This window comes from Mesorhizobium sp. WSM4308 (genome assembly GCF_002294905.1).
Lineage (GTDB): Bacteria > Pseudomonadota > Alphaproteobacteria > Rhizobiales > Rhizobiaceae > Mesorhizobium.
Genome location: NZ_NSFW01000003.1, coordinates 73,896 through 99,974 on the forward strand (window position 1 = coordinate 73,896; position 26,079 = coordinate 99,974).

At 64.6% G+C, this 26,079-nt stretch carries 26 protein-coding genes, 1 pseudogene and 1 riboswitch; of the genes and pseudogenes, 13 read left to right on the forward strand and 14 right to left on the reverse strand.

From position 1 onward, the window contains the following. Positions 1-44 precede the first annotated feature (44 nt). On the forward strand, positions 45-2,651 hold the full coding sequence (locus CK227_RS06095; protein ID WP_095772267.1) for a TIGR02302 family protein: 2,607 nt from the start codon (positions 45-47) through the stop codon (positions 2,649-2,651). Between the two features lie 47 nt (positions 2,652-2,698). Further along, entirely contained in the window at positions 2,699-3,070 is a 372-nt protein-coding gene (locus CK227_RS06100; RefSeq protein WP_095772266.1) for a glyoxalase superfamily protein, read from the forward strand. Between the two features lie 2 nt (positions 3,071-3,072). Here the strand turns inward: CK227_RS06100 and CK227_RS06105 are convergent, their stop codons facing one another. Beyond that, positions 3,073-3,930, reverse strand: coding sequence for a LysR family transcriptional regulator (locus CK227_RS06105; RefSeq protein ID WP_095772369.1), 858 nt, complete (start codon positions 3,928-3,930; stop codon positions 3,073-3,075). A 224-nt stretch (positions 3,931-4,154) separates the two neighbouring features. Between CK227_RS06105 and CK227_RS06110 the strand changes: the two genes are divergently transcribed. Beyond that, positions 4,155-5,102 carry a DMT family transporter gene (locus CK227_RS06110; protein WP_095772265.1) on the forward strand — a complete coding sequence of 316 codons (948 nt, stop codon included), beginning with the start codon at positions 4,155-4,157 and terminating at the stop codon, positions 5,100-5,102. Here CK227_RS06110 and CK227_RS06115 read toward each other — a convergent pair whose 3' ends face one another. The 3 genes from CK227_RS06115 to CK227_RS06125 form a co-directional block, all read right to left on the reverse strand. Then, complete coding sequence (locus tag CK227_RS06115) at positions 5,103-5,474, reverse strand: response regulator (RefSeq protein WP_010911735.1); 372 nt, start codon at positions 5,472-5,474, stop codon at positions 5,103-5,105. It abuts the gene before it with no gap. A 119-nt stretch (positions 5,475-5,593) separates the two neighbouring features. Next, positions 5,594-6,136 (reverse strand): hypoxanthine phosphoribosyltransferase, encoded by a 543-nt coding sequence (gene hpt, locus CK227_RS06120; RefSeq protein WP_010911737.1) that lies wholly within the window; start codon positions 6,134-6,136, stop codon positions 5,594-5,596. Positions 6,137-6,318: 182 nt separating this feature from the next. Further along, a complete protein-coding gene (locus CK227_RS06125; RefSeq protein WP_095772368.1) occupies positions 6,319-6,960 on the reverse strand; it encodes a hypothetical protein in 642 nt (213 codons plus the stop codon). Between the two features lie 189 nt (positions 6,961-7,149). On the opposite strand from CK227_RS06125, the gene ftsE reads away from it, so the two are divergent. The 3 genes from ftsE to CK227_RS06140 all read left to right on the forward strand — a co-directional run bounded on the left by ftsE (position 7,150) and on the right by CK227_RS06140 (position 9,630). Then, the gene (gene ftsE, locus CK227_RS06130) at positions 7,150-7,809 is read left to right on the forward strand and encodes a cell division ATP-binding protein FtsE (protein ID WP_010911739.1); all 660 of its coding nucleotides are present in this window, start codon (positions 7,150-7,152) and stop codon (positions 7,807-7,809) included. After that, a complete protein-coding gene (locus CK227_RS06135) occupies positions 7,802-8,794 on the forward strand; it encodes an ABC transporter permease (protein ID WP_095772264.1) in 993 nt (330 codons plus the stop codon). Before ftsE ends, CK227_RS06135 begins: the two co-directional genes overlap by 8 nt. Before the next feature lie 110 nt (positions 8,795-8,904). Next, complete coding sequence (locus CK227_RS06140; RefSeq protein ID WP_095772263.1) at positions 8,905-9,630, forward strand: YdcF family protein; 726 nt, start codon at positions 8,905-8,907, stop codon at positions 9,628-9,630. 18 nt (positions 9,631-9,648) lie between these two features. On the opposite strand, the gene CK227_RS06145 is transcribed toward CK227_RS06140, so the two are convergent. Next, entirely contained in the window at positions 9,649-10,281 is a 633-nt protein-coding gene (locus tag CK227_RS06145) for a pyridoxamine 5'-phosphate oxidase family protein (RefSeq protein WP_095772262.1), read from the reverse strand. Positions 10,282-10,362: 81 nt separating this feature from the next. Further along, on the reverse strand, positions 10,363-10,833 hold the full coding sequence (locus CK227_RS06150) for a DUF1348 family protein (RefSeq protein ID WP_095772261.1): 471 nt from the start codon (positions 10,831-10,833) through the stop codon (positions 10,363-10,365). Positions 10,834-10,940: 107 nt separating this feature from the next. Between CK227_RS06150 and CK227_RS06155 the strand changes: the two are divergent. Together CK227_RS06155 and CK227_RS06160 are read left to right on the forward strand one after the other, a co-directional pair. Then, positions 10,941-11,844: pseudogene (locus CK227_RS06155) on the forward strand (LysR family transcriptional regulator). Positions 11,845-11,959: 115 nt separating this feature from the next. After that, positions 11,960-12,748, forward strand: a complete 789-nt coding sequence (locus tag CK227_RS06160) for a 1-acyl-sn-glycerol-3-phosphate acyltransferase (RefSeq protein WP_095772260.1) — start codon at positions 11,960-11,962, stop codon at positions 12,746-12,748. A gap of 18 nt (positions 12,749-12,766) precedes the next feature. Here the strand turns inward: CK227_RS06160 and CK227_RS06165 are convergent, their stop codons facing one another. The 3 genes from CK227_RS06165 to CK227_RS06175 form a co-directional block, all read right to left on the reverse strand. Next, positions 12,767-13,393: a LysE family translocator gene (locus CK227_RS06165; protein WP_095772259.1), complete on the reverse strand. Its 627-nt coding sequence runs from the start codon at positions 13,391-13,393 to the stop codon at positions 12,767-12,769. An 87-nt stretch (positions 13,394-13,480) separates the two neighbouring features. Continuing rightward, positions 13,481-14,428 (reverse strand): aldo/keto reductase, encoded by a 948-nt coding sequence (locus tag CK227_RS06170; RefSeq protein ID WP_095772258.1) that lies wholly within the window; start codon positions 14,426-14,428, stop codon positions 13,481-13,483. 123 nt (positions 14,429-14,551) lie between these two features. Then, positions 14,552-15,073 (reverse strand): gamma-glutamylcyclotransferase, encoded by a 522-nt coding sequence (locus tag CK227_RS06175; protein ID WP_095772257.1) that lies wholly within the window; start codon positions 15,071-15,073, stop codon positions 14,552-14,554. Between the two features lie 153 nt (positions 15,074-15,226). Here CK227_RS06175 and CK227_RS06180 point away from each other — a divergent pair, with 153 nt between their 5' ends. Further along, positions 15,227-16,225 (forward strand): DUF2125 domain-containing protein, encoded by a 999-nt coding sequence (locus tag CK227_RS06180; RefSeq protein WP_095772256.1) that lies wholly within the window; start codon positions 15,227-15,229, stop codon positions 16,223-16,225. 6 nt (positions 16,226-16,231) lie between these two features. Then, the gene (locus CK227_RS06185) at positions 16,232-17,161 is read left to right on the forward strand and encodes a sugar kinase (protein ID WP_095772255.1); all 930 of its coding nucleotides are present in this window, start codon (positions 16,232-16,234) and stop codon (positions 17,159-17,161) included. Here the strand turns inward: CK227_RS06185 and CK227_RS06190 are convergent. Both CK227_RS06190 and hisC read right to left on the reverse strand, forming a co-directional pair. Further along, complete coding sequence (locus tag CK227_RS06190; protein ID WP_179296395.1) at positions 17,158-18,093, reverse strand: prephenate/arogenate dehydrogenase family protein; 936 nt, start codon at positions 18,091-18,093, stop codon at positions 17,158-17,160. The two genes, CK227_RS06185 and CK227_RS06190, sit on opposite strands and share 4 nt — an antisense overlap. A 23-nt stretch (positions 18,094-18,116) precedes the next feature. Further along, positions 18,117-19,226: a histidinol-phosphate transaminase gene (gene hisC, locus CK227_RS06195; RefSeq protein ID WP_095772367.1), complete on the reverse strand. Its 1,110-nt coding sequence runs from the start codon at positions 19,224-19,226 to the stop codon at positions 18,117-18,119. A gap of 147 nt (positions 19,227-19,373) precedes the next feature. Further along, positions 19,374-19,451: riboswitch (SAM riboswitch) on the forward strand. Positions 19,452-19,557: 106 nt separating this feature from the next. Between hisC and CK227_RS06200 the strand changes: the two genes are divergently transcribed. Both CK227_RS06200 and metW read left to right on the forward strand, forming a co-directional pair. Continuing rightward, positions 19,558-20,727 (forward strand): homoserine O-acetyltransferase, encoded by a 1,170-nt coding sequence (locus CK227_RS06200; protein WP_095772253.1) that lies wholly within the window; start codon positions 19,558-19,560, stop codon positions 20,725-20,727. A gap of 58 nt (positions 20,728-20,785) precedes the next feature. Next, positions 20,786-21,400 (forward strand): methionine biosynthesis protein MetW, encoded by a 615-nt coding sequence (gene metW, locus CK227_RS06205; RefSeq protein WP_095772366.1) that lies wholly within the window; start codon positions 20,786-20,788, stop codon positions 21,398-21,400. Between the two features lie 137 nt (positions 21,401-21,537). Here metW and CK227_RS06210 read toward each other — a convergent pair whose 3' ends face one another. The 3 genes from CK227_RS06210 to CK227_RS06220 form a co-directional block, all read right to left on the reverse strand. Then, positions 21,538-22,341 carry a DUF1194 domain-containing protein gene (locus CK227_RS06210; protein WP_095772252.1) on the reverse strand — a complete coding sequence of 268 codons (804 nt, stop codon included), beginning with the start codon at positions 22,339-22,341 and terminating at the stop codon, positions 21,538-21,540. Between the two features lie 87 nt (positions 22,342-22,428). Next, positions 22,429-24,249, reverse strand: coding sequence for an ABC transporter ATP-binding protein/permease (locus CK227_RS06215; protein WP_095772251.1), 1,821 nt, complete (start codon positions 24,247-24,249; stop codon positions 22,429-22,431). Between the two features lie 129 nt (positions 24,250-24,378). Beyond that, the gene (locus tag CK227_RS06220; protein WP_095772250.1) at positions 24,379-25,167 is read right to left on the reverse strand and encodes a methyltransferase domain-containing protein; all 789 of its coding nucleotides are present in this window, start codon (positions 25,165-25,167) and stop codon (positions 24,379-24,381) included. A gap of 141 nt (positions 25,168-25,308) precedes the next feature. Between CK227_RS06220 and gloB the strand changes: the two genes are divergently transcribed. After that, positions 25,309-26,076 carry a hydroxyacylglutathione hydrolase gene (gloB, locus tag CK227_RS06225; protein ID WP_095772365.1) on the forward strand — a complete coding sequence of 256 codons (768 nt, stop codon included), beginning with the start codon at positions 25,309-25,311 and terminating at the stop codon, positions 26,074-26,076. The last annotated feature ends 3 nt before the right edge of the window (positions 26,077-26,079 follow it).

A 26,079-nucleotide genomic window follows, 5' to 3' on the forward strand; every position in this document is an offset into this window, starting at 1 on the left:
AGTCGTGAGGATCGGGCTATCCCGCCTGATTCCAGGAAGGGCCGATGACGCAACGACCCACCTCTAGCGATCGCGGTCTCGCCGGGCGCCTTGCACTCAGCCGGCTGGCGACGCGGGTCTCGATGATGGTCGAGCGCGGCTGGCCGCTGCTGCTGCCGCTGATCCTTATCGCCACCCTGTTCCTGAGCATCTCCTGGTTCGGCGTTTTCTCCCGGTTGCCGGATATCGCGCGCATCGGCCTTGTCGCCGCATTCGGCCTGGCAGGGCTGGCGGCGCTCTATCCGCTGCGTTTCTTCCGCGTGCCCGGCGCCGCCGAGGTCGACCGCCGCATCGAGGCCGCCAACGAATTGCTGCACAGCCCGGTGCTGGTGCAGGCCGACCGGCCAAGCGGCCGCGAAAGCAGCTTCTCGCAGGCGCTGTGGCGTGAACACCAGAAGCGCATGGCCGCCAGGCTCGACAGCCTTGGCGCCGACCTGCCGCGCACCCGGGTGCCGGAGCGCGATCCTTGGGGGCTGCGCGCCGTGGCCGCGCTGCTGCTCGTCACCGCCTTTGCCTTCTCCTTCGGGCCGACAGGCGGCAGGATAGCCGACGGCTTCAGCACCCACGGCGCGCACGATGCCGTGCCGCCACGCATCGATGCCTGGGTAACGCCGCCTGCTTATACCGGCAAGCCGCCGATCTTCCTGACCGCCGACGCCAACCAGGCAACGCCGACGTTTCATGTGCCCGAGGGCAGCGACGTCTCCCTGCGCGTCACCGGAGGCTCGGGCGAGGAAACGCTCGCCTATGCCGACAAGGATGGCAATGCGCGCACCATCGACCCCGCCGGACCACAGGCGGCCAGCGCCAAGTCAGCCGCGAGCCCGGCGGCGCCGACCCCCGCATCCCCGTCGAAGGTGCGCCAGTTCATCGGCAAGCTGACCGGCGACGGCACGCTGACGCTGAAATCGGGCGAGGATCAGCTCGGCCGCTGGGCCTTCGCCGTGATCGAGGACAAACCGCCACAGATCCGCTTCGTCGGCGAGCCCAAGCGCGCCGCCAACGGCGCTTTCGAACTCAACTACCAGATCGACGACGACTATGGCGCCGCCACCGCCAAGGCGGTCTTCGCGCTGGTCGACCCGCAGGCGCCGGGCGCGCATCCACTCTACGGCCCGCCCGAAATGCCGTTGGCGCTGCCGCGCCGCGGCGGCAAGTCCAATGCCGCCAAGACCACCAAGGACCTGACCGAGCATGTCTGGGCCGGCAGCAGCATCAAGCTGACGCTGGTCGCCACCGACGACGCCGGCCACACCGCGTCGAGCGAGACCAGGACGCTGGTGATGCCGGAGCGGCCTTTCTCCAACCCGCTGGCGCGGGCTGTAATCGAACAGCGCCGCCTGCTGGCCCTCGACGCCAATGCCAAGCCGCACGTGCTCGACCTGATCGACGCCATCACGCTGCGGCCGGAGGACACGTTCGACAACATGTCCCACTACCTTGCCATCATGAGCGCGCGCAGCCGGCTGAAACTGGCCGGCAACGACGATCAGCTGCGCGGCGAGGTCGCCTATCTCTGGGAAATCGCGCTCGGCATCGAGGAGGGCAACCTCTCGGCCGCCGAGAAGCGGTTGCGCCAGGCGCAGCAGGCGCTGCAGGACGCCATCAAGAACGGCGCCAGCGATGCCGAAATCGAGAAGGCGATGAAGGAACTGCGCGAGGCGATGAACCAGTTCCTGCAGGAATTCGCCGAACGCGCCAAGCAGAACCCGAATGCGCCGCAAATGCAGCAGAACGGCCAGGAACTGCGCCAGAGCGACATCGACCGGATGATGGACCAGATCGAGAACCTGGCGAAGTCGGGCGACCGCGACAAGGCGCAGCAATTGCTGTCGCAGTTGCAGGACATGATGAACAATCTCCAGGCCGGCCGTCAGCCGCAGGGCGGCGAGCAGGACAGCCAGATGCGCCAGCAGATGGACAAGCTTGGCGAGATCCTGCGACGCCAGCAGGAGATGATGAACGACACTTTCCGCATGGACCAGATGCAGCGTGGCGAGCGCCAGCGCGGGCAGAACCGCGATGAGCAGCTTGGCCAGGGCGGTGGCGAGGACCAGGACAAGCCAGGCGCCGGCGAGGACCGCGATCCGCTGGCCAGGCAAAAACCGATGACGCCGCAGGAATTCGCCGATGCACTGAAGCAGTTGCAGGAAGGCCAGGGCCAGCTGAAGAGCGATCTCGAGCAGTTGAAGAAGAACCTCGAAGGCATGGGCATGGAGCCCAATGAAGGATTTGGTGAGGCCGGCAAGTCGATGGGCAGCGCCGAGCAGGCGCTTGGCGAGGGCCAGGGCGACGAGGCCGTCGGCCACCAGGGCCGGGCACTCGAGGCGCTGCGCAAGGGCGCCAAGGACATGATGAAGCAGATGCAGGCCATGCAGGGCGACCAGGGCGGCAGCCAGGAAGGCGGGCGTCAGCAGAATGCCGACCGCGACCCGCTCGGCCGGCCGCGCGCCAGCCAGGGTCCCGACTTCGGCGATTCGGTGAAGGTCCCCGACGAGATCGACGTCCAGCGCGCCCGCCAGATCCTGGAAGCGATCCGCAAGCGGCTCGGCAACGCGCTCAGCCCCGATATCGAGCGCAGCTATCTCGAACGGCTGCTCGAGCTGAAATAGGGACCGCCCCCACACCCCGCCCGTCCCCCTCGAACGGTTGCAACACCATGCCGAAGCTCGGTACCGTCACGCCCATCCTGCGCATCTTCGATGTTGCCAAGGCGCATGAATTCTACGTCGGTTTTCTCGGTTTCGAGGTGCAGTTCGAACATCGCTACGATGACAACGCGCCGCTCTACACAGGCGTTTCACGCGACGGCTGTGTCTTGCATCTGAGCGAACATCATGGCGACGGCGCGCCGGGCTCTCACATCCGGATCGAGACGACCGACATTGCGGGGCTCCACCACGAGTTGACCGAAAGAAAGTACCGCTTCGCCAGGCCGGGGTTGGAGGAGACGCCCTGGAAGACGAAAGAGGTCACGGTCGACGATCCGTTCGGCAACCGCCTGACCTTCTATGAGGATGTGAAAGACTGAGCTTACCGGTTGACGAACGCCTCGCGGATCGCCTCCTGCATGCCGTCGATCGCCTCGCCCGACGCGTTCGGGTTGCGATGCATCACCACATTGGAGGAATCGATGTCGCCGAATCCATCGGCGGAGGTCAATTCGCGGCAGCCGTCCGGGATGTTGCTGCGCGAGATCGGCGCGATCGCCAGCCCTGACGTGACCGCAAGCTTCAGGCCGCCGGTGGTGTCGCTGGTATAGGCGACGCGATAGCCAAGACCGCGCTGCTCCAGCGACTTGATGGCGAAGTCCTTGCACCAGCTGACCCGGTTGTAGAGCGCGATCGGCACCGGTCGTTCCTCGTGCATGTGATGCAGGGTCGACGTCACCCAGACCGTCGGGTCGTGCATCAACACTTCGCCGCCGGCCGGATCCTGCCATTCGAACACCACGCACAGATCGAGTTCGCCGGCGGCGAGCGCCGCCAGTTGCGCCTCCGAATGCGCGTAGCGCACGGTGACCTCGACCTTGGTGTGGCGTTTCGAAAACGCACCGAGCGCGCGCGACAGGATGGCGTGGCCATATTCCTCCGGAATGCCGATGCGCACCGGTCCGCCGAGCGGCGCTGCCGCCATCGACGCCGCCGTTTCGTCGAGCAGCGAGACGATGCGTCGGGCGTTGACGATGAGTTCGCCGCCGCGCCGCGTCAGCGCGACGCCGCGCGAGCCGCGCTCGAACAGGCTGTCGCCGACCAGTTCCTCGAGCTTCTTCATCTGCATCGACACGGCCGACTGGGTGCGCCCGGCCTGCTCGGCCGCACGCGTGAAATTGCCGGTCTCGGCGATGGCGACGAAGGTGCGCAGCAGATCGCTGTCGAGGGTTGGACGCATGCTATCCATCATAAGCAGATTTGATTGCAGACATCATTCCAATTCGTTTGCAACATGTCAAACACCGGACGATAGTTGCCTTACCCATTGGATATGCGGCTGCGAAATCGGCCGCGGACCAATCAAAGAGTCCTCACTCGTACCCGCTGCCCGAAACGGTGGCGGGTTCTTTTTGATCTGGAGGCGGGCTGCTTCGGATCGTACGCGCAGGAGCCGGAACGCAGATGCAGAATAGGATGGTGCGCGGCATCCTGAGCCTGTGCCTGGGCGTGCTGGTGTTCTCGCTGCAGGACCCGCTCGTCAAGGCCGTGTCGAGCGGCTATCCGGTGACCGAGGTGATGGCGATCCGATCGATCGTCGCCCTGCCGATCCTGACCATTCTCGTCCATGCCGATGTCGGGCTGTCGGCAATCCTGTCGAAACGGTTCGGCTTGCTGACGATCCGCGCCTTCATCCAGTTCACCTCCTACACGGTCTATTATCTGGCCATCGCCGCGCTGCCGCTGGCCGACGCGGTGGCGCTCTATTTCATGGCGCCGCTGTTCATCATGGCGCTGGCCGGACCCTATCTGGGCGAACGCGTCGCCTGGCGGACGCTGGCAACGGTGCTGATCGGCATGCTTGGCGTCATCGTGATGGTGCGACCCGGCGCCGGCCTGTTCGACTGGGCGGCACTGCTGTCGCTCGGCTCGGCGGCGCTCTACGGCTTCTCGCAACTGATGGCGCGCAAGATCGGCGATACCGAATCGTCCACCGTCATGGCCTTCTACCAGAACGGCGCCTATCTCATCGGCGCCGCCGTGGTTGCCGGCACGTTCCATCTCGCCGGCATAAGTCACGCCGTCCACCCCAGCGTCGAATTCCTGGTGCGGCCCTGGATATGGCCGACGCTGCCGGATTTCCTCAAGATGGCCGCCTGCGGTTTCGTCGCCTCCGCCGGCATGATCCTCCTGTCGCAGGGCTACAGGCTGGCGCCGGCCAACCGGGTAGCGACCTTCGAATACACCGGCATTCTGTGGTCGCCGCTCTGGGGTTTCCTGTTCTTCGCCGAGGTGCCGCGGTCGACGACCGTGATCGGCGCGGCGCTGATCATCGGCGCCGGTCTGCTCGCGCTCAACACTGGGCGGCGCAAGAGCGCGGCGCCCGTGCTTGCCGCCGTCGATCCGGCCTGATCAGGCGAAGCAGATCAGCGCCCGCTCGACGCGCGAGCGGATTTCGGCCAGCGTGAACGGCTTCTGCACGACATCGAGGATGATGCCGTTCAACTCCTCGGCGCGCTCGCGCTGGTCGGCATAACCGGTCATCAGCATGATCTTCATCGCCGGAAAAAGGGCGGCCGCAGCGATCGCCATCTCGATGCCGTCCATCTCGGGCATGCGGATGTCGGAGACGACGAGATCGTAACCACCATGCGCGGCGCGTATCAGCGCCAGGCCTTGAGCGCCGTCGGCGGCGATATCGATTGCGTGGCCTGCGCGTTCAAGCGCGCGGGCAGCGAGGGTGCGGACGGACTCATCGTCCTCGACGATCAAAAGCTTTGCCATGGCCGGCAATTTGGCCGCGAAAAGTTGACTTTTCCTGAAAGCGCCCAGCCTCCGACCGGGCTAATTTTTCCGGCGCCGTTAAGGCCTTTTTCAGAACTTGTCGGCGCAAGGCAGTGGCCTCACGCATCGCCTTTCACAACACCCACGAACGGCAATTCACGGAAGGCGTGCGCGACATCCATGCCGTAACCGACGACGAAATAATCGGGGCAGTCGAAGCCGACATAGTCGGCGACGAGCGCGGTCTGGCGGCGCATGCGCTTGTCGAGCAGCACGGCGATGGAACAGCTTTTCGCGCCGCGCGACAGCATCAGGTCGCGGGTGAAGGTCAGTGTCTTGCCCGATTCCAGAATGTCGTCGATCAGCAGCACGTCGCGGCCGGCGACCTCATTGTCGATGTCGCGCAGCACCCTCACCTCGCCACTGGTGGTGCCGGCGCCATAGCTGGAAATGAAGATGAACTCGACCTCCGGCGACAGGCCGACATCGTGCATGGCGCGGATCAGGTCGGCGGCGAAGATGAACGAGCCCTTCAGCACCGAAATCACCAGGAGATCATGATAGTCGTGCCCGGCGATCTCCTTGGCGAGCTCGAGATTGCGCCGCGCGATCGCCGACGCCGAAAACAGGACTTCGATGTCCTTGTCGCGTACGATTGGCATTTTTCGCCCCTCAAGTTTTTTGCCCAAACGCCTTCACACCGAGCGTGTGTTGAGATTCAGGTCAGGCCGAGTCGAAAACGGTGGTTTCCGAGAACCGGAGCGGAGCGTACTTAAGTACGTGAGCACCGGAAGCGCAGGGAACCGCCGTTTGCAGGCCGGCCTCACCTGAATATCGACACACGCTACTCAGCGAAAGTAACCAAAACGGTCCTTACGCCGTTCTTAGGCACGTCGAGCCGGCTGGCAAAGCCGAATCTTTCGCCCGATGCCAGCGAATGGCCGGATGTCCCCAACGTATAGCGGGTTACGCGCCCATCATTGCCGGTCACGTGGATTTCGAGCGACGGCATTGTCGCGGGCCCCGCCCCGTCATTGGCGGCCTCGCCATCGACGAACAGCACCGGATTGGCGCCCGAGGCGTCGACACGCGAGGTGACGCCTGAAATGGTCAGCGCCGAGGCTTGCGCGCCGGTCAGGAACGGCGCCTGGCGCACCAGCGCATGTCCGCCGGAGACCCAGAAAGCGGCCAAGGCGGCACCGACGCCGGCGATCCAGAAGATCGGCCCGCCGCGCGCGGCCGGCGGCCGTTCCGCCGGCGCTTCCGGCTTGCGCAGCATGTCCATGCCCTCGATGGACGGCGTGGCAATCAGGCGCGGCGGTGAAACGCTTTCCACGGCGGGGACAAAGCGCGGCATCACTTCATAGTCGGCATCGACGATATCAGCCGCCGGGCCGCGCACGATCCGCTCCGCCGCGACGATTGCCGGGGGATCGGTCATGATTTCGCCGGAAACCGGGCGCGCGGTTCGTTCGTCAGCCATCATGGCCCCGTTATTGCGCGTGTTCGCTTTTCGTTTCTTTTGCGTAAACAAAAATGGTTAACGCTTCCCCACCGGAGCCCTCGTGACGCGCCGAAACAAGCCAGGAATTAACCGCCGGTTAACCATGCCGGCCGATGGTCTTTTCGCAGAACAGGCAGGCTCAGCACTGCCAGGAATTTCAGGTCGTCGAAATTGATTCGCTTCGAAAATGTCGGCCTCCGCTATGGCATGGGTCCGGAAATCCTCCGCGACATCTCCCTGCACATCCCGGAGCGCTCCTTCCAGTTCCTGAGCGGCCCTTCGGGCGCCGGCAAGACGACGTTGCTGCGGCTTCTGTTCATGTCGCTGAAGCCGACGCGCGGGCTGATCACCATTTTCGGCAAGGACCGATCGCGCATTTCGCGCACCGAACTGCCGCATCTGCGGCGCCGCATCGGCGTGGTGTTCCAGGATTTTCGCCTGCTCGACCACATGACCACTTATGAGAATGTCGCGCTGCCGCTGCGCGTGCGCGGGCGCGAGGAAGCAAGCTACCGCACCGATGTCACGGAGTTGCTGAAATGGGTGGGGCTGGGCGAGCGCATGCATGTGCTGCCGCCGGTCCTGTCGGGCGGCGAGAAGCAGCGCGCCGCCATCGCGCGCGCCCTGATCGAGCAGCCCGAGATCCTGCTCGCCGACGAGCCGACCGGCAATGTCGATCCGCCGCTGGCGCGGCGGCTGCTGCGGCTCTTCATCGAGCTCAATCGTCTCGGCACCGCCGTGGTGATCGCCACCCATGACCTTGGCCTGATGGAACAGGTCGATGCACGCCGCATGATCCTGGCCGGCGGAAGGCTGGACATCTATGACTGATCTGTCCGCCGAACACTTCGAAGAGCATGAGCAGGAAGCCGAGGCGGCTGAAGCAAGACCGCGCGCCCAGCGCCGTATGGCGCCGATCGTCCCGGCGCAGAACATCGCCGGCCGTGCGCTCGTGCTGGTCATCGCCATCATGACCTTCCTGTCCTGCCTGACCTTCGGCGCGGTGACGCTGGTGCGCGACACCGCCTCGGTCTGGGAGAACCAGATCTCGCGCGAGGCGACGATCCAGATCAAGCCGGCCGACGGCCTCGACATGGAGGCCGCCCTTGCCCAGGCCTCGCAGATCGCCGGCGAATTCCCCGGCGTGAAGTCGACAAGGATCATCGACCGCGATGCGACCGCCAGGCTGCTGGAGCCATGGCTTGGTTCGGGCCTCAACATCGACGAGCTGCCGGTGCCGCGCCTGATCATCGTCACCATCGATGAGAACAACCCGCCCGACTTCGCCGCCATGCGCGCCGCCATCACGCCGAAACTGCCGAGCGCGTCGCTCGACGATCACCGCACCTGGGTCGACCGGCTGGTGGCCATGGCCCGCACCACGGTGACCATCGGCATTGCCGTGCTGGCGCTGATGCTGTCGGCGACGGTGCTGACCGTGGTGTTCGCGACCCGCGGCGCCATGGCCGGCAATGGCCACATCATCGAGGTGCTGCATTTCGTCGGCGCCGAGGCCGCCTTCATCGCGCGCGAATTCCGCCGGCATTTCCTGGTCACCGGCATGAAGGGCGCGGCCGCCGGAGGTGCTGCGGCGGTGCTGGTTTTCATCGTCTTTTCCTGGTGGTCGTCACGCAATATGGCGACGCCGCAGGCCGACCAGGCGACTGCCCTGTTCGGCAATTTCGCCATTGGGTCGGCGGGCTATCTCGGCGTCGTCCTCATGGTGCTGGTGATCGGCGCGCTGACGGCGGCAACCTCGCATGCCACCGTCGTCGCCTATCTCAGCGACATCGATGTTCGCCAACCGGACGCATGAAAAGCAACTTGCTCTGGCGGAAATCGAAGCAGGATGATCACGGATGGAGAAACGACGTAACGCAAAGTGCGTCTTTTACCTACCCAAGGCCGCATTTCAGGATTAACCATATGGCCATGGACGTGCGGGATTCGACCGGGACGGTTGGACAGATGCCAGTGGTGGTTGCGCGTCTGCGCGACCATAGCGGGATTAGCCGTTTAAAGACCGCAGTGCGGATATCCGCGCTCTCCCTCCTCATTTTCGCAACGCTGTTTGCCGGCGGCTTCGGCTGGTTCGCCAACAAGGTCGCCCATCTCACCACGCCAGCCAATCCGGCCAAGGCCGATGCCATCATCGTGCTGACCGGCGGCCAGTCGCGCCTTGACGCGGCGATGGATCTGCTGGCATCCGGCAAGGGCGAGCGGCTGTTGATCAGCGGCGTGCATCCGTCCGCCAGCCGGCGCCAGCTCCAGGCAGCCACCGGCGGCGACAAGAACCTGTTTTCCTGCTGCGTCGACATCGACCGTGCCGCGTTGGATACGATCGGCAATGCCGAGGAAAGCGCCAAATGGGTCGAGAGCCACGCCTATGGCACGGTGATCCTGGTCACCAACAATTACCACATGCCGCGCAGCCTGCTGGAAATGGGCCGCCTGCTGCATGGCGCCAAGCTGGAACCCTATCCAGTGGTCAATTCCAATCTCGACAATGGCGGCTGGCTGACCAAGCCGCGGGCGTTGCGCGTGCTGTTCACCGAATACACCAAATACCTGCTGGCGCTGGCGCGCGGCATCGTGCCGGTGAAACCGACCCCGGACGGCATTGCGCTGGCCGAGACCGCGGCCGGCGGCTGAGCCCCCGGCGTTCCATCATCATTCCTTGTCTGTCCCCTTCGACACGGCCTTCAGGCGGCTGACCTCCTGCTCGAGCTGTTGAATGCGCCTGTCCCGCTCCCCAAGCGCTGCCGCCACATCAGCCGCTTCGAAGCGCTGCGGGATGTGTTGCGGGCAATTGGCATCCCAGGCCGAGACGGTGAACAGGATGATCTGCTCGGGACGTGCCTTGTAATCCTGCGGCATCAGGCTCGCCATCAGCTCGGCATCGTTCTCGACGACGCGCGCCGTGCCCCAGATCTTGATGCGCTGGCGCAGCATGTAATCGATCAGGAACAGGAAGGCGCGTGGATTGTCCGCCAGATTGCCTTGCGTGATGAACTGCCTGTTGCCGGAAAAATCCGCGAAGCCGATCGTCTTTTCGTCCAGCACCTTGAGAAAGCCGGCCGGGCCGCCGCGATGCTGGATGTAGGGCTGGCCATCGCCATTGGCCGTCGACAGGAAGACGCTGGTCTGCATCTCAATGAAGGCGGCTAGGTCCGGCGTGATGACAGCCTGCCAGCCACCACGCTCCTCGACGCGGGCGTAGGACTGGCGCGAACCCTTGCGCGCCTGGATCGCCTTGACGGTCGGCGTGAAGGCGACATCGCTGGTGAAAGCATGCGCGTCCATCGAAACCTCCTTGCCTGAAACCGGCTTCCAGCCGACGCAATTCCGGACAGAAAACCGCTTCACACTTTTCCTGGAACTGCTCTAAAGCCCGAGCGCCGACAAAGTCGGATGGTCGTCCGGGCGACGCCCCAACGGCCAATGGTACTTGCGATCAGCCTCGCTGATCGCCAGGTCGTTGATGCTGGCGATGCGCAGACGCATCAGCCCGTGCTCGTCGAACTCCCAGTTCTCATTGCCATAGCTGCGGAACCAGGAGCCGCTGTCGTCGTGCCATTCATAGGCGAAGCGCACGGCGATGCGGTTGCCGTGGAAGGCCCAGATCTCCTTGATCAGCCGGTAGTCGAGTTCGCGGCTCCATTTGCGCGTCAGGAAAGCCTGGATGGCATCGCGGCCCTGCAGGAATTCGGCGCGGTTGCGCCAGCGGCTGTCGATCGTATAGGCGAGCGCCACCCGTGCCGGATCGCGCGAATTCCACGCATCCTCGGCCATGCGGGCCTTTTGCGCGGCGGTCTCGGCGTTGAACGGCGGAAGGGGTGGGCGACTTTCAGACATGAGAACTCCATGGCGCGGCTCTGCTGCGAACTGACATATAGCCCCTTCCATTCCTGAAATGGAGATGGCATATTTGCAACCGTTCCTTCCATTTTCTGGAAGAAGTTGTGGATCGTCTCGAAGCCATGTCGCTCTTCGTCGCGGCGGTGGAGGCCGGCAGCCATTCCGCCGCGGCCCGCCGTTTCGGCATTCCCCTGGCGACCGTCAGCCGCAAGGTTTCCGATCTTGAGCGCCATCTCAACACCCGGCTGCTGAACCGTTCGACCCGCCGCCTGACGCCGACCGAATGCCGGCGAGGCCTATCTTGCGGCCTGCCGCCGCATCCTTGATGACGTTGGCGAGGCTGAACGCGCCGCCGCCGGCGAGTACAGCGCTCCGACCGGTGAACTGGCCATCACCGCGCCGGTCGTGTTTGGCCGTCTCCATGTGTTGCCGGTGGTCACCGGCTTTCTCTCTGCCTATCCCGACGTGGATATCCGCCTGACCCTGGCGGACCGCATAACCCAGCTGGTCAAGGACCATTTCGACCTCGCGCTGCGCATCGACCAGTTGCCGGATTCGAGCCTGGTCGCCATCGCCGTCGGCTCGATTCGCCGCGTCGTCTGCGCCAGCCCGGCCTATCTGGCCGAGCACGGCACGCCCACGACCCCGGAAGATCTCGGCACCCACAGTTGCATCACCTTCGAGGGACTTTCCTCCGCCGCCCGTTGGAGCTTCGCCAGAGGCAAGACGGACGTCACGGTCCAGGTTCGCTCGCGCCTGCAGGTCAACACCGCCGAGGCGGCGATCGATGCCGCGGTTGCCGGCGTCGGGCCGACGAAAGTGCTTTCCTATCAGGTCGATGCCGCCGTGCGATCCGGCATGCTGCGCATCCTGCTGCAAGAGTTCGAGCCGGAACCGTGGCCGGTGAGCCTGGTGCATGCGGGCCACGGCCTGCTGCCGGTCAAGCTGCGCGCCTTCCTCGACTTTGCCGCACCGCGTCTGAAGGAGCGGCTGGCGCGATTGGAGTAGCGTGCCTGCGCTGGCGTGAGCCATGCTTCAGCATCGGCCGGGACACTGCTGCGCCATTTCCTTTTTCCCCGCGCTTGGTGTAACCAACGCACACTTCCTCACCGGACCTCCCCCCATGCTCCATGTCAGATCGCTGGCGTTCAATTTCGTCTTCTACGTCAATCTGATCGTCCAGATGATCCTCTGGACCCCCTATTATTTCCTGTCGCCCCGCCACCGCGCCTGGTTCGTGCCGAAATTCTGGTCGCGCAGTTGCATGTGGCTCTACGACAAGATCGCCGGAACGAAGAACGACATCACCGGGCAGGAAAACCTGCCCGAAGGCTCCTTCATCCTGGCGCCCAAGCACCAGTCGTTCTGGGATGCGATCGCCTTCTTCCCTTTCCTCCAGGACCCGCTCTACATCCTCAAGCGCGAGCTGACCTGGATCCCGTTTTTCGGCTGGTACATCATGAAGATGCGCATGATCCCGGTCGACCGCGGCAGCCGCTCCAAGGCCCTGAAGGCAGTGGTCGCGGCGACCAAGCAAGAGATGGCGCGCAACCCGCGCCAGCTGATCATCTATCCCGAGGGTACGCGCCGGGCGCCGGGCGACGAGCCGGCCTACAAATACGGCATCGTCGAAATCTACACGCAGCTTGGTGTTCCCGTGGTGCCGGTTGCCCATGTCGCCGGCCTCTATTGGCCGCGCCGCAAATTCCTGCGTTATCCCGGCACCATCAAGGCGCGTTTCCTGCCGCCGATCCCACCGGGCCTCGGCAAGGACGAGTTCATGGCGAGGCTGATCGGCGAGACGGAAGCGGCTTGCGACCAGCTCCTCATCGAGGCATCGCGCGCCCCCAACCCGCCCGCCTTCCCGCCGACAGCGTTGAAGCGGCTGCGGGAGCTCGGCGCGAAGGCCTGAACGCCTCCAGCCAGGCGATCAGCCGTAGACGGCCAGCAGCGTGGTCAGCACCAGCGTCGCGGCAAAGATCAGATTGATGATCCGCGAAGCGATAGGCCTGCGCAGGAAGCGCGCGAACGCCGCACCGGCAAGCAGCCACACGGCATGGATGACAACGATCATCGCCGCCAGAACCGCCAGCTTCAGCCATAGGCCGAGTTCCGCGCCGTCCTGGCTCGACGAGGCGCCGGCGAACACGGCGGCGATCGCCACATAGGCTTTCGGGTTGGCGACAGCCAGCAGGAACCCGGCCAGCCAGGTCGGGCGCGCAGCGTCGGCCGTGCGCGCCGCCAGCGGTGGCGCCGTGGCGATCCTGAACGCGAGATAGAGGATATAGGCTGCCGAGGCGACAACCAGCACCGGCGCCAGCTTCGGCATCGAGCCAAGCACCGCCATGATCCCGGTCGCCACGACCAGCAGCACGGCGACCGTGCCGAGAACGATCCCCAAGGTGTAGCGCACAGAATCGCGCAGACCGAAGGCGGCGCCAACAGCGGTGACGCTTATCGTTGCCGGCCCCGGACTGCCCATGACCACCGTGGCGGCCAGCACCAGGGCGAGCAGAGGCCGCCAAAGCTGCGACTGCGAAAGAAGCGGCTCCGTCATCGCACCCTCCGTCTTGCCAATGGCGAAGGACGCTATGGCAAGACGGGAGCGTGGTCTTGGACGTTCGTGCGTGGGGCGGCCGAAGCCTCAGTCGCTCGCTTTGTCGAGCTCGGCCATGTCGTCGGCGGTCAACTTCAACGACGCCGCCTTGATCAGGCTGTCCATCTGGCTGGGCTTGGTGGCGCTGGCGATCGGTGCGGTGACACCTGGCCGCGCGATCGCCCAGGCAAGAGCGACTTCCGCCTGTTTCGCCGAATGCTTGGCGGATATGGCATCCAGAGCGGCCAGAATGCGCATGCCGCGCGCATTGAGATAGCTGCCGACGTCCTCGCCGCGCTCGCTTTGGCCGAGATCGGCCTGGCTGCGGTATTTGCCGCTCAGGAAACCCTTGGCCAGGCTGAAATAGGTGATGACGCCGATATCCTCGGCCACGCACAGATCGCGCAACGGCCCATCGAAGGAGGAGCGGTCGTAGAGATTGTATTCCGGCTGCAGCACCTCGTAGCGCGGCAAGCTGCGCAGGCTCGCCACATCGAGCGCGGCGCGCAATTGGCCGGCGTCGAGGTTCGAGCAGCCGATATGGCGGACCTTGCCCTTGGCAAGCAGCTTCTCATAGGCGCCAAGCGTCTCCTCATAGGGCGTGGCCGGGTCCGGCCAGTGCGACAGATAGAGGTCGATGACATCGGTCCGCAGTCGCTTCAGCGAGGCCTCGACGGCCTTTTCGATATAGGCGGCGGAGAGGTCCTTGTGCCCCTGCCCCATATCCGAGCCGACCTTGGTGATCACCACGACCTTGTCCCGGTTGCCACGGTCCTTCATCCAGTTGCCGATGATGGTTTCCGATTCGCCGCCCGTGTTGCCGGGCACCCAGCGTGAATAGGCGTCGGCCGTATCGATGGCGTTCAGTCCGCCCGCGACGAAGCGGTCGAGCAGGTCGAAGGAGGTTTTCTCGTCGGCGGTCCAGCCGAAGACATTGCCGCCCAGAACCAGCGGCGCGATGGAAAGGTCGGTGCGACCGAGACGGCGTTTCTGCAAGATGGTTCTCCGTGATGATTGGGTTGGGGCGCATGCCGCCCGCTGGCTGGGTTCGGAGCCTAAGCTAGGTCGTCCCGCGTCGAGGTCAAAGGCCTCACCGCCTATTTGAGCAGAGCCAGTGCTTCACGATGGCGCTATCCCCCGTGCCACATCCTCCAGCCAGTGGTCGCGGATACCCAGTGCCTCCAGATGCTTCAGCGTGCTGAGCACATAATCCTCGTTGTTGCCGGATTGGCCGGCGGCGCCGCGCACCACCGCCGCCGCATGCGCGGCATCCAGCGCGCCGGCATATTGCTCATGCTTGCGGTCGACGATGTAGGCGACCGCTTCGACCGTGCCGCCGCCGTCGAGGCGGACCTTGAGCGTGCGCTCGAGATAGACTGATGTGACGAGTTCGCGCTCACGCAGATAGGCGATCACCTCGTCGCGTAATTGTCCAGGCACGCGGAAAGCCAGGCCGACGCAGGAGCCGCCATGGTCGAGGCCAAGCACCAGCCCGGGCCGCTCACGCGTGCCACGGTGCACGAAGGAATAGACACACAACGAGCGGCGATAGCCGTGCAAATGGGCGCGCCGCGTCTCGACATGTGCGAAACCCGGCCGCCAGATCAGCGAACCGTAGCCAAACACCCAAAAATCGCCCATATCGCCGTGCCTGATTGCAAAAAGAATGGCCACACCGCACCGGAATCCGGTGTTTTTCCGTCCGTCCCCGGCTACCTATTCGTCAATGTCTACCAAGTGTTGTCGGAATCGAAGGTCCGTCCACCAACACCGTGGGTTAATGAGAGCCAAAGCATGACGTCAAGTGACGAACGCCAACCAAAGTCCCGCCGCGGCCTGTTCTGGCTTGTGGCGTTCATCGTTGTGCTGTTCGCCATCTACAGCGGCGGCTGGTTCTACCTGGCCAAAAGGGTCAGGACCGAGGCCGACAAGGCGGTCACCACGCTCAACAAGAGCGGCATCGAAGCCGGCTGCGCCAATCTCCAGGTCAGCGGCTATCCCCTGAGCTTTACCGTCTCTTGCGACAATCTGGCGTATGAGGACGATGCCAAGAACATCGCGGCCTCGGCCGGCTCCTTCAATGCCGTCGCCCAAATCATCCAGCCCTTGTCGCCGGTCGCCGATCTGCGCGGTCCGCTCAGGACCTCCGTCCCCGGCATGGTGCCGCTGTGGATCGACTGGGACAATCTGCAGGCAAAGGTCAAACTGTCATGGCCGCTGCCGCAGCGCATCGCGCTGCAAGCGGAAGGCCTGTCGGGCCAGACCGATCCAGCCGACGACACCGATCCGGTGGAACTGTTCAGCGCCGGCAGGGCGGCCGGCCAGCTGCAGCCGAACGGTCAGGACGTCGATTATGTCGGCAGCTTCACCGATCTGGAAATCGACCCGGATGCGATCGGCGGCCGCGTGCTGCCGGCGCTCGATGCCAGCGGCGACGCCACGCTGAAGAATGGCGTCGCGCTGATCGGAACGCAGGTGAAGAGCCTTCGCGGCCAAAGGGTCGAGATCCGCAACCTCGATTTGTCGTCAGGCACGGCGCGAGTCACTGTTTCCGGGCCGCTGTCGGTCGACGCCGAAGGCCTGGTCGACGCAGATCTGATGATCAGGATCAAGGATCCGAAGGCCGTGGCGGCCATTCTGGCCGGTGCCATACCCGAGCAGAAGAATGCGATCGAACAGGGTTTTGCCGCGCTTGCCATGCTCGGCAGCGAACCGTCGATGCCGCTGAAAGTGGTCAAGGGCAAGGCCTCGCTCGGCTTCATCCCGCTCGGCAAGATCAAGCCGGTGCAATAGCGCGCCATGCCGGGACCCCCGAGGCTCCTCAGTGTCGGCGCGCTGACGCTGGACACCATCCTGCGTGTCGAGACGCTGCCCACGCATCAGGGAAAGTTCATCGCCGCCGATGGCGTGCAGATCGCCTCGGGCATGGCCACCAGCGCTGCCTGCGCCGCGCATCGGCTGGGCGCCGAGGTGTCGCTGTGGGCGAGCGCCGGCGACGATCCGGTCGGCGATCAGCTGATCGCCGGGATCGAGGCCGAGGGTGTCGACTGCAGCTATGTCCGCCGCGTCAGCGGCGCCCGCTCGGCATTAGCCTCGATCCTGGTCGACGCGCATGGCGAGCGCATCATCGTGCCTTTCTATGACAGCCTGGCCCAGGCCGACCCCGGGGCATTGCCTTTCGCGGACATCACGGCATTCGATGCCGTGCTGGTGGACGTGCGGTGGCCCGGTGCAGCGACACTTGCCCTCGAGGCGGCGCGCGCGGCCGGTCGGCCGGCAATCCTCGATGCCGATACGGCGCCGCTGGCGGTGCTGGAGCAGTTGTTGCCGCTGGCTTCGCACATCGTCGCCTCGGAGCCCGCGGTGCGCATCATATGCGGCCAGGCGCTGGATCTGGCGAGCGCTTGCACCGAAATGGCTTCCCGCACCGATGCGTTCGTCGCCGTCACCGGCGGCGCGGCAGGCACCTGGTGGTTCGATCGCGCGTCGGGATCATCCCGCCATGTCGCGGCGCCAAGGATCAAGGCGGTCGACACGCTCGCCGCCGGCGACGTCTTTCACGGCGCCTTTGCCGTCGGACTGGCGGAGGCCATGCCGGTCGAGCAGGCCTTGCGCTTTGCAAGTGCCGCCGCCGCGCTCAAATGCCTGCGCTTTGGCGGCAGGCTCGGCGCGCCGGACCGGGCCGAGACGCTGGCCATGGTCATGGCGACCTGGCCCGAAACAGCCTAGTTCTTCGACGGATGCTCCACCGCCTGGCGGCCGAAATCGGGCACGTCGATATCCTGGCCGGCCTCGATGATCGAGCGGCGCACGGCGCGGGTGCGGGTGAACAGATCGAACAATTTGTCGCCATCGCCCCAGCGGATCGCCCGCTGCAGGAATGCCAGATCTTCCGAGAACCGCGCCAGCATTTCCAGGATCGCATCCTTGTTGTGCAGGCAGACGTCCCGCCACATGGTCGGGTCGGAGGCGGCCAGACGGGTGAAGTCGCGAAAGCCGGAGGCCGAATATTTGATGACTTCCGTCTTGGTCACCGATTCCAGATCGTTGGCGGTGCCGACGATGTTGTAGGCGATGATGTGCGGCAGATGCGAGACGATGGCCAGCGTCATGTCGTGATGCTGGGGATCCATCGTGTCGATGTTGGCGCCGCAGCGGCGCCAGAATTCCGACAGCCTCTCGAGCGCGTCCGGATCGGTGCCCGGCAGCGGCGTGAAGATGCACCAGCGATTGTCGAACAGATCGGCGAAACCGGCATCCGGTCCGGATTTTTCCGTGCCCGCCAGCGGATGGCCGGGAATGAAATGAACGCCATCAGGCACATGCGGCTGCATCTGCGCGATGACCGAGGCCTTGGTCGAGCCGACATCGGTGAGGGTGGCGCCCTTCTTCAGCGCCGGCGCGATCTCCCCAGCCACCGCGCCGGACGAGCCGACCGGCACCGAGACGATGACCAGGTCGGCATCGCGGACCGCTTCCTTCGCATCCGTCGTGTAGGAATCGCCCAGTCCAAGTTCCTCCGCCCGCTTCAGCGTCGCGGCGCTGCGGGTCGAGATGGCAACGTGGCCGGCAAGGCCTTCGCGTCGGATGACGCGGGCCAGCGACGAGCCGATCAGGCCGATGCCGACCAGCGCGATCTTTTCAAACATCGGTGATGTCATGGTGTTCCTGCTTTTCGGGCGTTCTAGCTTTTCAGGAATGTCGTGAGCGCGGCGACAACGCCGCGATTGGCCTCTTCCGTGCCGACGGTCATGCGCAGCGCGTTGGGGAAGCCGTAGCCGGAAACGCGCCGCAATATATACCCACGCGCGGTCAGATAGTCGTCCGCCGCGGCCGCCGAATGCTTCTGATCGTCGGGAAAGTGAATGAGCAGGAAATTGCCGACGCTGGGCGTCACCCGCAGCCCGAGCCCGGTCATCTCCTGGCTCAGCCAGGTCAGCCAGGTCTCGTTATGCGCCACGCTGCGCTCGACATGGGCGCGGTCGCGGATTGCCGCGATGCCGGCCTCGATCGCCGTCGCATTGACGTTGAAGGGACCGCGGACGCGATTGATGGCGTCGACGATGTGCATGGGCGCATACATCCAGCCGATCCGCGCGCCACCGAGGCCGATCTTGGAGAAGGTGCGGGTCATGACCACATTCTCGGCGCTGCCAACCAGTTCGATGCCGGCCTCATAGTCGTTGCGGCGGACATATTCGGCGTAGGCCGCGTCGAGCACCAGCAGCACATGTTTGGGCAGGCCGGCATGCAGGCGGCGCACCTCCTGGAACGGCACATAGGTGCCGGTCGGATTGTTGGGATTGGCAAGGAACACGATCTTCGTGCGCGGCGTGACGGCCGCCAGTATCGCATCGATGTCGGCCCGCTCATCGGTCTCCTTGACCGCGATCGGCGCAGCCCCGGCCGACTGGATGTAGATCTTGTAGACCATGAAGGCGTGTTCGGTGAAAATCGCCTCGTCGCCGGGCGCCAGATAGGTCTGCGCCAGCAGGCCGAGGATCTCGTCTGAGCCGTTGGAGCAGATGATGTTCTGCGCGTTGAGGCCATGCACTTCCGCGATCGCCTCGCGCAGCCGTCTGGCGGTGCCGTCGGGATAGATGTCGAGCCTGGCGGCGACTTCACGCGCGGCCTCGATCGCCTTCGGTGACGGGCCAAGCGGGTTCTCGTTGGACGACAGCTTGTAGACCTTGGCGACACCGGCGGGTGCGGCGCTCTTGCCCGGCACATAGGCGTCAATGTCCATGATGCCCGCGCGCGGGGTTGGACGTGCCTGATCCGGTGTCTGGTTCATTTTTGCAAAATCCGTCGAAAATGCCTCGCTCCGGAGGCCGCAGCGGAAATACAAGCCGTGGCCGATAATGTCGAGGGGTGGCAGTGGTGCCAGCAGCGGCCCGGATGTCGGCATTGACGGCAGGGCGGGCGAGTTCTAGAAGGGCAGCAACAGTTCCGTGGTGATTTGGCCGGTCGGCTTGCAGCCACGTTAAACAATTCGCTAAAGGGCCGTTTGCGTGACGTAACCGGCTTTGCGAATGGCAATGCCGGTTTTTTATTGTCCGCGGCCGGCCGGACGGACGCATCGGCGGCGATTTTTCGCCCGATATGATGCAATAGGTGAGACGAGAATGGCCGCTCTGCGCGCAGGAAAGACCAACAACGAGGCCGACCAGCCGTCGAGCCCGGTGTTGCGCTTCGGGGCGGACAAGCCGCTCAAGCTCGACGCCGGCACGCTGCTGTCGCCGTTCCAGATCGCCTACCAGACCTACGGCACGCTGAACGATGCCCGCTCCAATGCCATCCTCGTCTGCCATGCGCTGACCGGCGACCAGCATGTCGCCAGCACCAATCCGGTGACCGGCAAGCCGGGCTGGTGGGAAGTGCTGATCGGCCCCGGCAGGATCATCGACACCAACCGTTTCTTCGTCATCTGCTCCAACGTCATCGGCGGCTGCCTGGGCTCCACCGGGCCAGCTTCCACCAACCCCGCCACCGGCAAGCCCTATGGGCTTGACCTGCCCGTCATCACTATCCGCGACATGGTGCGGGCGCAGCAGATGCTGATCGACCATTTCGGCATCGAGAAACTGTTCTGCGTGCTCGGCGGCTCGATGGGCGGCATGCAGGTGCTGGAATGGGCGTCGAGCTATCCCGAGCGCGTCTTTTCGGCGCTGCCGATCGCCACCGGCGCGCGCCATTCCTCACAGAACATTGCCTTCCACGAGGTCGGCCGGCAGGCCGTCATGGCCGATCCGGACTGGCATGGCGGCAAATATTTCGAACACGGCAAGCGCCCGGAAAAAGGCCTGGCGGTGGCGCGCATGGCCGCCCACATCACCTATCTCTCCGAAGCCGCCCTGCATCGAAAATTCGGCCGCAACTTGCAGGACCGCGAAGCGCTGACGTTCGGCTTCGACGCCGATTTTCAGATCGAAAGCTATCTGCGCCACCAGGGCATGACTTTCGTCGACCGCTTCGACGCCAATTCCTATCTCTACATGACGCGGTCGATGGACTATTTCGACCTCGCCGCCGATCATGGCGGGCGGCTGGCGGATGCCTTTGCCGGCACCAAGACCCGCTTCTGCCTGGTGTCATTCACATCGGACTGGCTGTTTCCGACCGAAGAAAGCCGCTCGATCGTGCACGCGCTCAACGCCGCCGGCGCGTCCGTGTCCTTCGTCGAGATCGAGACCGACCGTGGCCACGATGCCTTCCTGCTCGACGAGCCGGAACTGTTCGCCGCCATCAACGGCTTCATCGGCTCCGCGGCGCGGGCGAGAGGGCTAAGCGCATGACCCCGGAAAGTTGCAGCCTTTCAGGATCGGGATCATGCGCCGCAAAGGAGACGACATCATGAGCGTCAACGGCAGCCAGCGCGTCGACCTCGAGGTCGTCGCCAATCTGATCCCACCGCAGTCCCGCGTGCTCGATGTTGGTTCGGGCGACGGCTCGCTGCTTGAATTGCTGCAGGACACCAAGCAGGTCGACGGCCGCGGACTGGAACTGTCGCAGCGCGGCGTCAACGAATGCGTGGCGCGCGGCCTCTCCGTCATCCAAGGCGACGCCGACAAGGATCTCGAGTTCTATCCCGACAAGGGTTTTGACTTCGTCGTCCTGTCGCAGACCTTGCAGGCCACCCGCAACCCGAAGCTGGTGCTCGACGAGTTGCTCCGCATCGGCAACCGGGCGATCGTCTCCTTCCCCAATTTCGGCCATTGGCGGGTGCGTCTGTCGCTGTTCGTCAAGGGCCGCATGCCGGTGACCCAGGACCTGCCCTATTCCTGGTACGACACCCCCAATATCCACTTCTGCACCATCCGCGACTTCGTCAACCTGTGCGACGAGCTTGGCGCGACGGTGGAAAAGGCGACCGCGCTCGACGCCGCCGGCCAGAAGATCGGCCTGTCCATGCCCTGGTGGTTCTGGAACTTCTTTGGCCAGCAGGCGGTGTTTCTGCTGAAACGATAAGGCGCGTCTCTTGGCATCGAGACCGACCAAGCGGCCTCGCAAGGGCAATCTGCCGGAGCGGCGATCGCGATGCGATTACGCCTGGGGTAATGGAATCGGCGCCTTCCACGGCTGGCCGCAGGCGCGCTTGCGCAATTTCAGCGGTCGAGTTCCGGAAAATACGGATCCGACAGGAACCGCCTGTCGCGTTCGCCTTGCAGGCAGTCGATCGGCGCGTCCGCGTCGACGGGGATGATCCTGGCCTTGTCCTGAATACCGCTCACTTCGAGGATCAGCTTGCGCCGGATGGCGGTGGAAAATTCGGCAGCCGAGTGGATGGGCAGCACGAAAGAGCCGGGTCCGCCGGTCACGCACTGCGCATAGTACTGGTCGAGATGCTTGAAGGTGGGCGATGGATTGATCAGGATCGGCAGGCCGTTGATGACGATGCCTTTTGCGGTTGCCGCATCGCGCGTCGCGGTGACCGGCGGCCCGATATTGTTGGGGCCATCGCCCGATATATCGATGACGCTGCGCTCACTGGCGAAATTCGTCCTGCCGAACAGCCCCGTGCCGAAGGCAATTGCCGTGGAAATCGAGGTGCCGCGAAAACTCCGGAACGGGCGCGCCGCCACCTTGTCGGCAAAGCTGTTGGCGCTTTGCGCGCCATCGATGATCTGCCAGTCGATGACCGCGTCGTCGCGCACCGTGCCGGCCCATTCGAAATAGGCAATCGCGATGCGGCCGGTATTGCCGGACCGGACGGCCTGGATGAAGTCGGGATGGCGCAGCGCTTCGACATAGCCGGCGCGTTGCAGGGCGAATTCCTTCTCGTCCATCGACAGGGATATATCGACCGCCAACACCAATTCGACGTCGACAGTCAACGCACCCGATGGCGAGGCAACGGGCGTTGGCTGGACACAGGCAAGACAGGCAAGCAGGCGCAGAGCATCAAGCATCGCCACCGCCACGTTTTGTTTCTCGGGGAAATCTTCCTTCGCGATCGCGGCGAAATAAAGCTTGCAGCGAGAGTGCGGGAAACGGCCCTACTTCTTGCGGCGGACCGCGACCGGCGGCGGATCGATGGCGCCGGCCCTGACGTGGGCGGGCTTCAGCGCTGGCGCACCGGAATCCTTGACGATCGTCAGGCCGCGCGGAAAGAACTGAATATTGTGCTGCCCGCGCCCGATGTTGATGATCGTGGCGCCCTTCAGATGCTTTTCCAGCATCGCCAGAACACGCCGCAGCGAGGGGCCGTCGAACGCATCCATGGCTTCGTCGATGATCACCCATTTCGGCTGCCGCAAGGCGAGCCTGGCCACGCCCAGCAAGCGCTGCTCGTCATCGCCCAGTTCATGGTCCCAGCGCCCGACGCGGTCGAGCGAGGACGACAGCCGTTCCAGGCCAACCTCGGCCAGCACCGCCACAATGTCGGCGTCACTCGCGGGCGCATGCCCGTTGGCGTGATTGAGCACGTCGCGCAACGTGCCGGCCGGCAAATACGGCACGCGTGGCACGAAGATGAGGGGTTCTCCGGCCGGCAGGCCGATTTTTCCCCTGCCCCAGGGCCACAGGCCGGCAATGGCGCGGAAGAACAGCGTCTTGCCGGCGCCGGGTTCGCCGGTGATCATCACGCGATCGCCGGCGCGGATCTCGACATGCTGCTCGGAGAGCTTAGTGCAGCCCTCCGGCGAGGCCACCTGGAGCTTCTCGAACGTCAGGCTGCCATTGGCGTTCTGATCGAAAGTGATGCGCCTTTCGGTGTCGTGCAGCACATCGGTTTCATCGAGCGCGATGCGGAAGTCGGCGACACGCATCAGCGTGGCCCGCCAATCGGCGATGCTGCCGATATTGTTGATGAACCAGCGCAACGAGGAATGGACCTGGTTGAAGGCGCCGACCGCCATCATCAGCCCGCCAAAGCTGATATCGCCCGAGAAATAGACGGGCGAGGCAACCAGGATCGGCGCCACGACGGTAATCCAGCCATAGGTATCGGTCACCCAGGACAGGTTGATCTGCGCGGTATAGATGCGCCGCATGGCGCCCAGCACCGTGCCGAGGTCGAGTTCGAGCCGCTGCCTGGCGTCGGCCTCGCCATGGTACAGCGCGATGGCATCGACATTTTCGTTGACGCGCACCATCGAGGAGCGCAGCTCCGCCTCTCGTGTGTAGCGGTCGCTGTTCAGTTTGATGAGCGGCCGGCCGACCAGCCAGCTCAGCCAGGAGGCTGTGCCGGCATAGAGGAACGCCGCCCAGACCATGTAGCCCGGTATGGCCAGCGACCAGTCGTTGATGTGGAAGACGAAACCCGAAGACAGTTCCCACAGCACGCCGACGAAGGACACGAGCAGGATGAGCGACTGCAGGAGCCCGACGCCGAGATCGGTCGACAGGTCGGACAGATGCGCCGCATCCTGCTGCATGCGCTGGTCGGGATTGACGCCGATGGCACCGGCATTGGCCAGCCGGAAGGCGCGTGCCGGCCGCATCCACTGGTCGATCAGGTCGAGCGTCAGCGCCTCGCGCAGCTTCAGCCGGATCATCTGGTTGAGCCAGGTCTGGCCGATATTGAGCACCAGCAGCCCGCCGGCGATCATCGCAAAGACAAGGAGCTGGTGCACGAAGGCCGCCATGTCGCGGCGTGCCAGCGCATCGTAGAAGGGCTGGTTCCAGCGGTTGAGCAGGACCTGGCCGATCGAGGTCGCGATGATGACGGCCATGATGCCGACCGACGTCCACAGCAGCCATTTGCGGACCGGCGACACCACCAGCGCCCGCCTGATCGTCGCAACCTGATCACGCAGGCTGCTGGCCTCGACAGCGACCGGCTGAACGGTGGCCTGATTGTCAAGTTGATCAGCCATGTCAGAGGTCCTTGCGTTCAGGTGCGATGCTGAAACCGCATGGTGACGGCATCCGCATATCCGGCAGGTTGCGAGTTCACCACGACAGATAGGTCGAGGAGGGACGCGCCGCGCGCGTTTCTAGCACGATCACGAAGGTTTCACCTGGCGAGACGGCATGGCCCCGCCGGTCGCCTCGGCCCGGCGGCCGAGCCGCGTCGCGCCGTGTGGCGACAGCACCGGCACGAAGACGCGGCGCGAGGCGCGCTGGGCGACCGGCACGCCCTGATAGAGCCGCTTCTGCGCCTCGACGACGATGACGCCCGAAAAGATCGGCCACAGCCGCCGGCCGGCGCGCTCCAGCACATTGTGGAAGCGCATCATGAAGCGCCGCCGCGATGGCGGGAAGAACAGCGCATCCGACCAGGCGGCCGGCGTGAAATTCGCCTCGCGCAGCAGTTCCGTCAGTTGCCCGCGCGAGAACGGCCGGCCATTGCCGAACGGTGTGTGCTCGAAGCGCGCCCAGACACCGCGTCGGTTGGGCACGACGATGACGACGCGCCCCGCGGGCGACAGCACCCGCCAGATCTCGTTCAGCGTCTCGCGCGGATTTTCGACATGTTCGAGCGAATGGACGAGCAGCATGCGGTCGATGCAGGAATCGACCAGCGGCAGCTCCTCGTCGAAGACCAAAGCGGTCGCCGTCGGCCCGGCTGCCGGCCAGACCACGGCACCCTGCGTCGCCGGCATGAAGGCAAAGACCCGCTCCGCATCGGAGCCGAAACGCTCCAGCCAGGGCAAGGTATAGCCGAGCCCGACCAGCCGTTCATTGGGGACAGCCGCCCATATCGACGACAGTGCCATGGTGATCGAACGCTCGGCGAACCGGCCAAGCGTTGTCGAATAGAAGGAGCGAAGGTCGACGATGTCGGAATGCATGTGAGGGATGTAGCCGCGATATCGGCGTGTTTCAACAAAAGGCCTCGAAAGAGGTCCGCGTCACGAGATGTTACTCGACATCCCTGGATGACATTCCCGCGCTGGCGCCCTATGTCTGCGGCGACAATGGAGAAAGCCGAGATGGCGGTCGAAATCGAACAGTTCATGTGCCGGAGCGACAATTTCGGCGTGCTGGTGCATGACCCCAAAAGCGGGCAGACGGCGATCATCGACGCGCCCGAGGAAGCGCCGATCCTGGCCGCGATCAAGCGCACCGGCTGGACGCCGACGATGATCCTGACCACGCATCATCATATGGACCACGTCGAGGCCAATCTGGCGCTGAAGGAGCGCTTCAAGCTGCGCATCGTCGGCCCGGAGGCGGAAAAGGCCAAGATCCCCGGCATCGACGAAACCGTCGAGGAGGGCTCCGTCCTTCATCTTGGCGACGAGCGCATCGAGGTGATCGCCACACCCGGCCATACCGCCGGCCATGTCTCCTATTATCTGCCGGCATCGCAGGTGGCGTTCACCGCCGACACGCTGTTTGCGCTGGGCTGTGGGCGGCTGTTCGAATGCAAGCCGCCGGTGATGTACGACTCGCTGAAGAAACTCGCAGCCCTTCCCGCCGCGACGACGATCTATTGCGGCCATGAATACACGCTCGCCAACGCCCGTTTCGCGCTGACCGTCGACCCGACCAATTCGGCCTTGAAGGAGCGCGCCGCCAGGATCGAGGCACTGCGGGTCGACAACAAGCCGACACTGCCGACGACGGTCGGCGAGGAACTGTCGACCAATCCCTTCCTGCGCTGGCACGATCCGGCGATCCGCAAGCATCTCGGCATGGAAAAGGCCGGGGACGCCGAGGTGTTCGCCGAGATCCGCAAGCGCAAGGACAATTTCTGAGCA

Bases quoted from the DNA above. Each gene is read 5' to 3' on its own strand.
- CK227_RS06095 (WP_095772267.1), top strand. From the start codon at position 45: ATGACGCAACGACCCACCTCTAGCGATCGCGGTCTCGCCGGGCGCCTT.
- CK227_RS06100 (WP_095772266.1), top strand. From the start codon at position 2,699: ATGCCGAAGCTCGGTACCGTCACGCCCATCCTGCGCATCTTCGATGTT.
- CK227_RS06105 (WP_095772369.1), bottom strand. From the start codon at position 3,930: ATGCGTCCAACCCTCGACAGCGATCTGCTGCGCACCTTCGTCGCCATC.
- CK227_RS06110 (WP_095772265.1), top strand. From the start codon at position 4,155: ATGCAGAATAGGATGGTGCGCGGCATCCTGAGCCTGTGCCTGGGCGTG.
- CK227_RS06115 (WP_010911735.1), bottom strand. From the start codon at position 5,474: ATGGCAAAGCTTTTGATCGTCGAGGACGATGAGTCCGTCCGCACCCTC.
- hpt (WP_010911737.1), bottom strand. From the start codon at position 6,136: ATGCCAATCGTACGCGACAAGGACATCGAAGTCCTGTTTTCGGCGTCG.
- CK227_RS06125 (WP_095772368.1), bottom strand. From the start codon at position 6,960: ATGATGGCTGACGAACGAACCGCGCGCCCGGTTTCCGGCGAAATCATG.
- CK227_RS06135 (WP_095772264.1), top strand. From the start codon at position 7,802: ATGACTGATCTGTCCGCCGAACACTTCGAAGAGCATGAGCAGGAAGCC.
- CK227_RS06140 (WP_095772263.1), top strand. From the start codon at position 8,905: ATGGCCATGGACGTGCGGGATTCGACCGGGACGGTTGGACAGATGCCA.
- CK227_RS06145 (WP_095772262.1), bottom strand. From the start codon at position 10,281: ATGGACGCGCATGCTTTCACCAGCGATGTCGCCTTCACGCCGACCGTC.
- CK227_RS06150 (WP_095772261.1), bottom strand. From the start codon at position 10,833: ATGTCTGAAAGTCGCCCACCCCTTCCGCCGTTCAACGCCGAGACCGCC.
- CK227_RS06160 (WP_095772260.1), top strand. From the start codon at position 11,960: ATGCTCCATGTCAGATCGCTGGCGTTCAATTTCGTCTTCTACGTCAAT.
- CK227_RS06165 (WP_095772259.1), bottom strand. From the start codon at position 13,393: ATGACGGAGCCGCTTCTTTCGCAGTCGCAGCTTTGGCGGCCTCTGCTC.
- CK227_RS06175 (WP_095772257.1), bottom strand. From the start codon at position 15,073: ATGGGCGATTTTTGGGTGTTTGGCTACGGTTCGCTGATCTGGCGGCCG.
- CK227_RS06180 (WP_095772256.1), top strand. From the start codon at position 15,227: ATGACGTCAAGTGACGAACGCCAACCAAAGTCCCGCCGCGGCCTGTTC.
- CK227_RS06185 (WP_095772255.1), top strand. From the start codon at position 16,232: ATGCCGGGACCCCCGAGGCTCCTCAGTGTCGGCGCGCTGACGCTGGAC.
- CK227_RS06190 (WP_179296395.1), bottom strand. From the start codon at position 18,093: ATGACATCACCGATGTTTGAAAAGATCGCGCTGGTCGGCATCGGCCTG.
- hisC (WP_095772367.1), bottom strand. From the start codon at position 19,226: ATGAACCAGACACCGGATCAGGCACGTCCAACCCCGCGCGCGGGCATC.
- CK227_RS06200 (WP_095772253.1), top strand. From the start codon at position 19,558: ATGGCCGCTCTGCGCGCAGGAAAGACCAACAACGAGGCCGACCAGCCG.
- metW (WP_095772366.1), top strand. From the start codon at position 20,786: ATGAGCGTCAACGGCAGCCAGCGCGTCGACCTCGAGGTCGTCGCCAAT.
- CK227_RS06210 (WP_095772252.1), bottom strand. From the start codon at position 22,341: ATGCTTGATGCTCTGCGCCTGCTTGCCTGTCTTGCCTGTGTCCAGCCA.
- CK227_RS06215 (WP_095772251.1), bottom strand. From the start codon at position 24,249: ATGGCTGATCAACTTGACAATCAGGCCACCGTTCAGCCGGTCGCTGTC.
- CK227_RS06220 (WP_095772250.1), bottom strand. From the start codon at position 25,167: ATGCATTCCGACATCGTCGACCTTCGCTCCTTCTATTCGACAACGCTT.
- gloB (WP_095772365.1), top strand. From the start codon at position 25,309: ATGGCGGTCGAAATCGAACAGTTCATGTGCCGGAGCGACAATTTCGGC.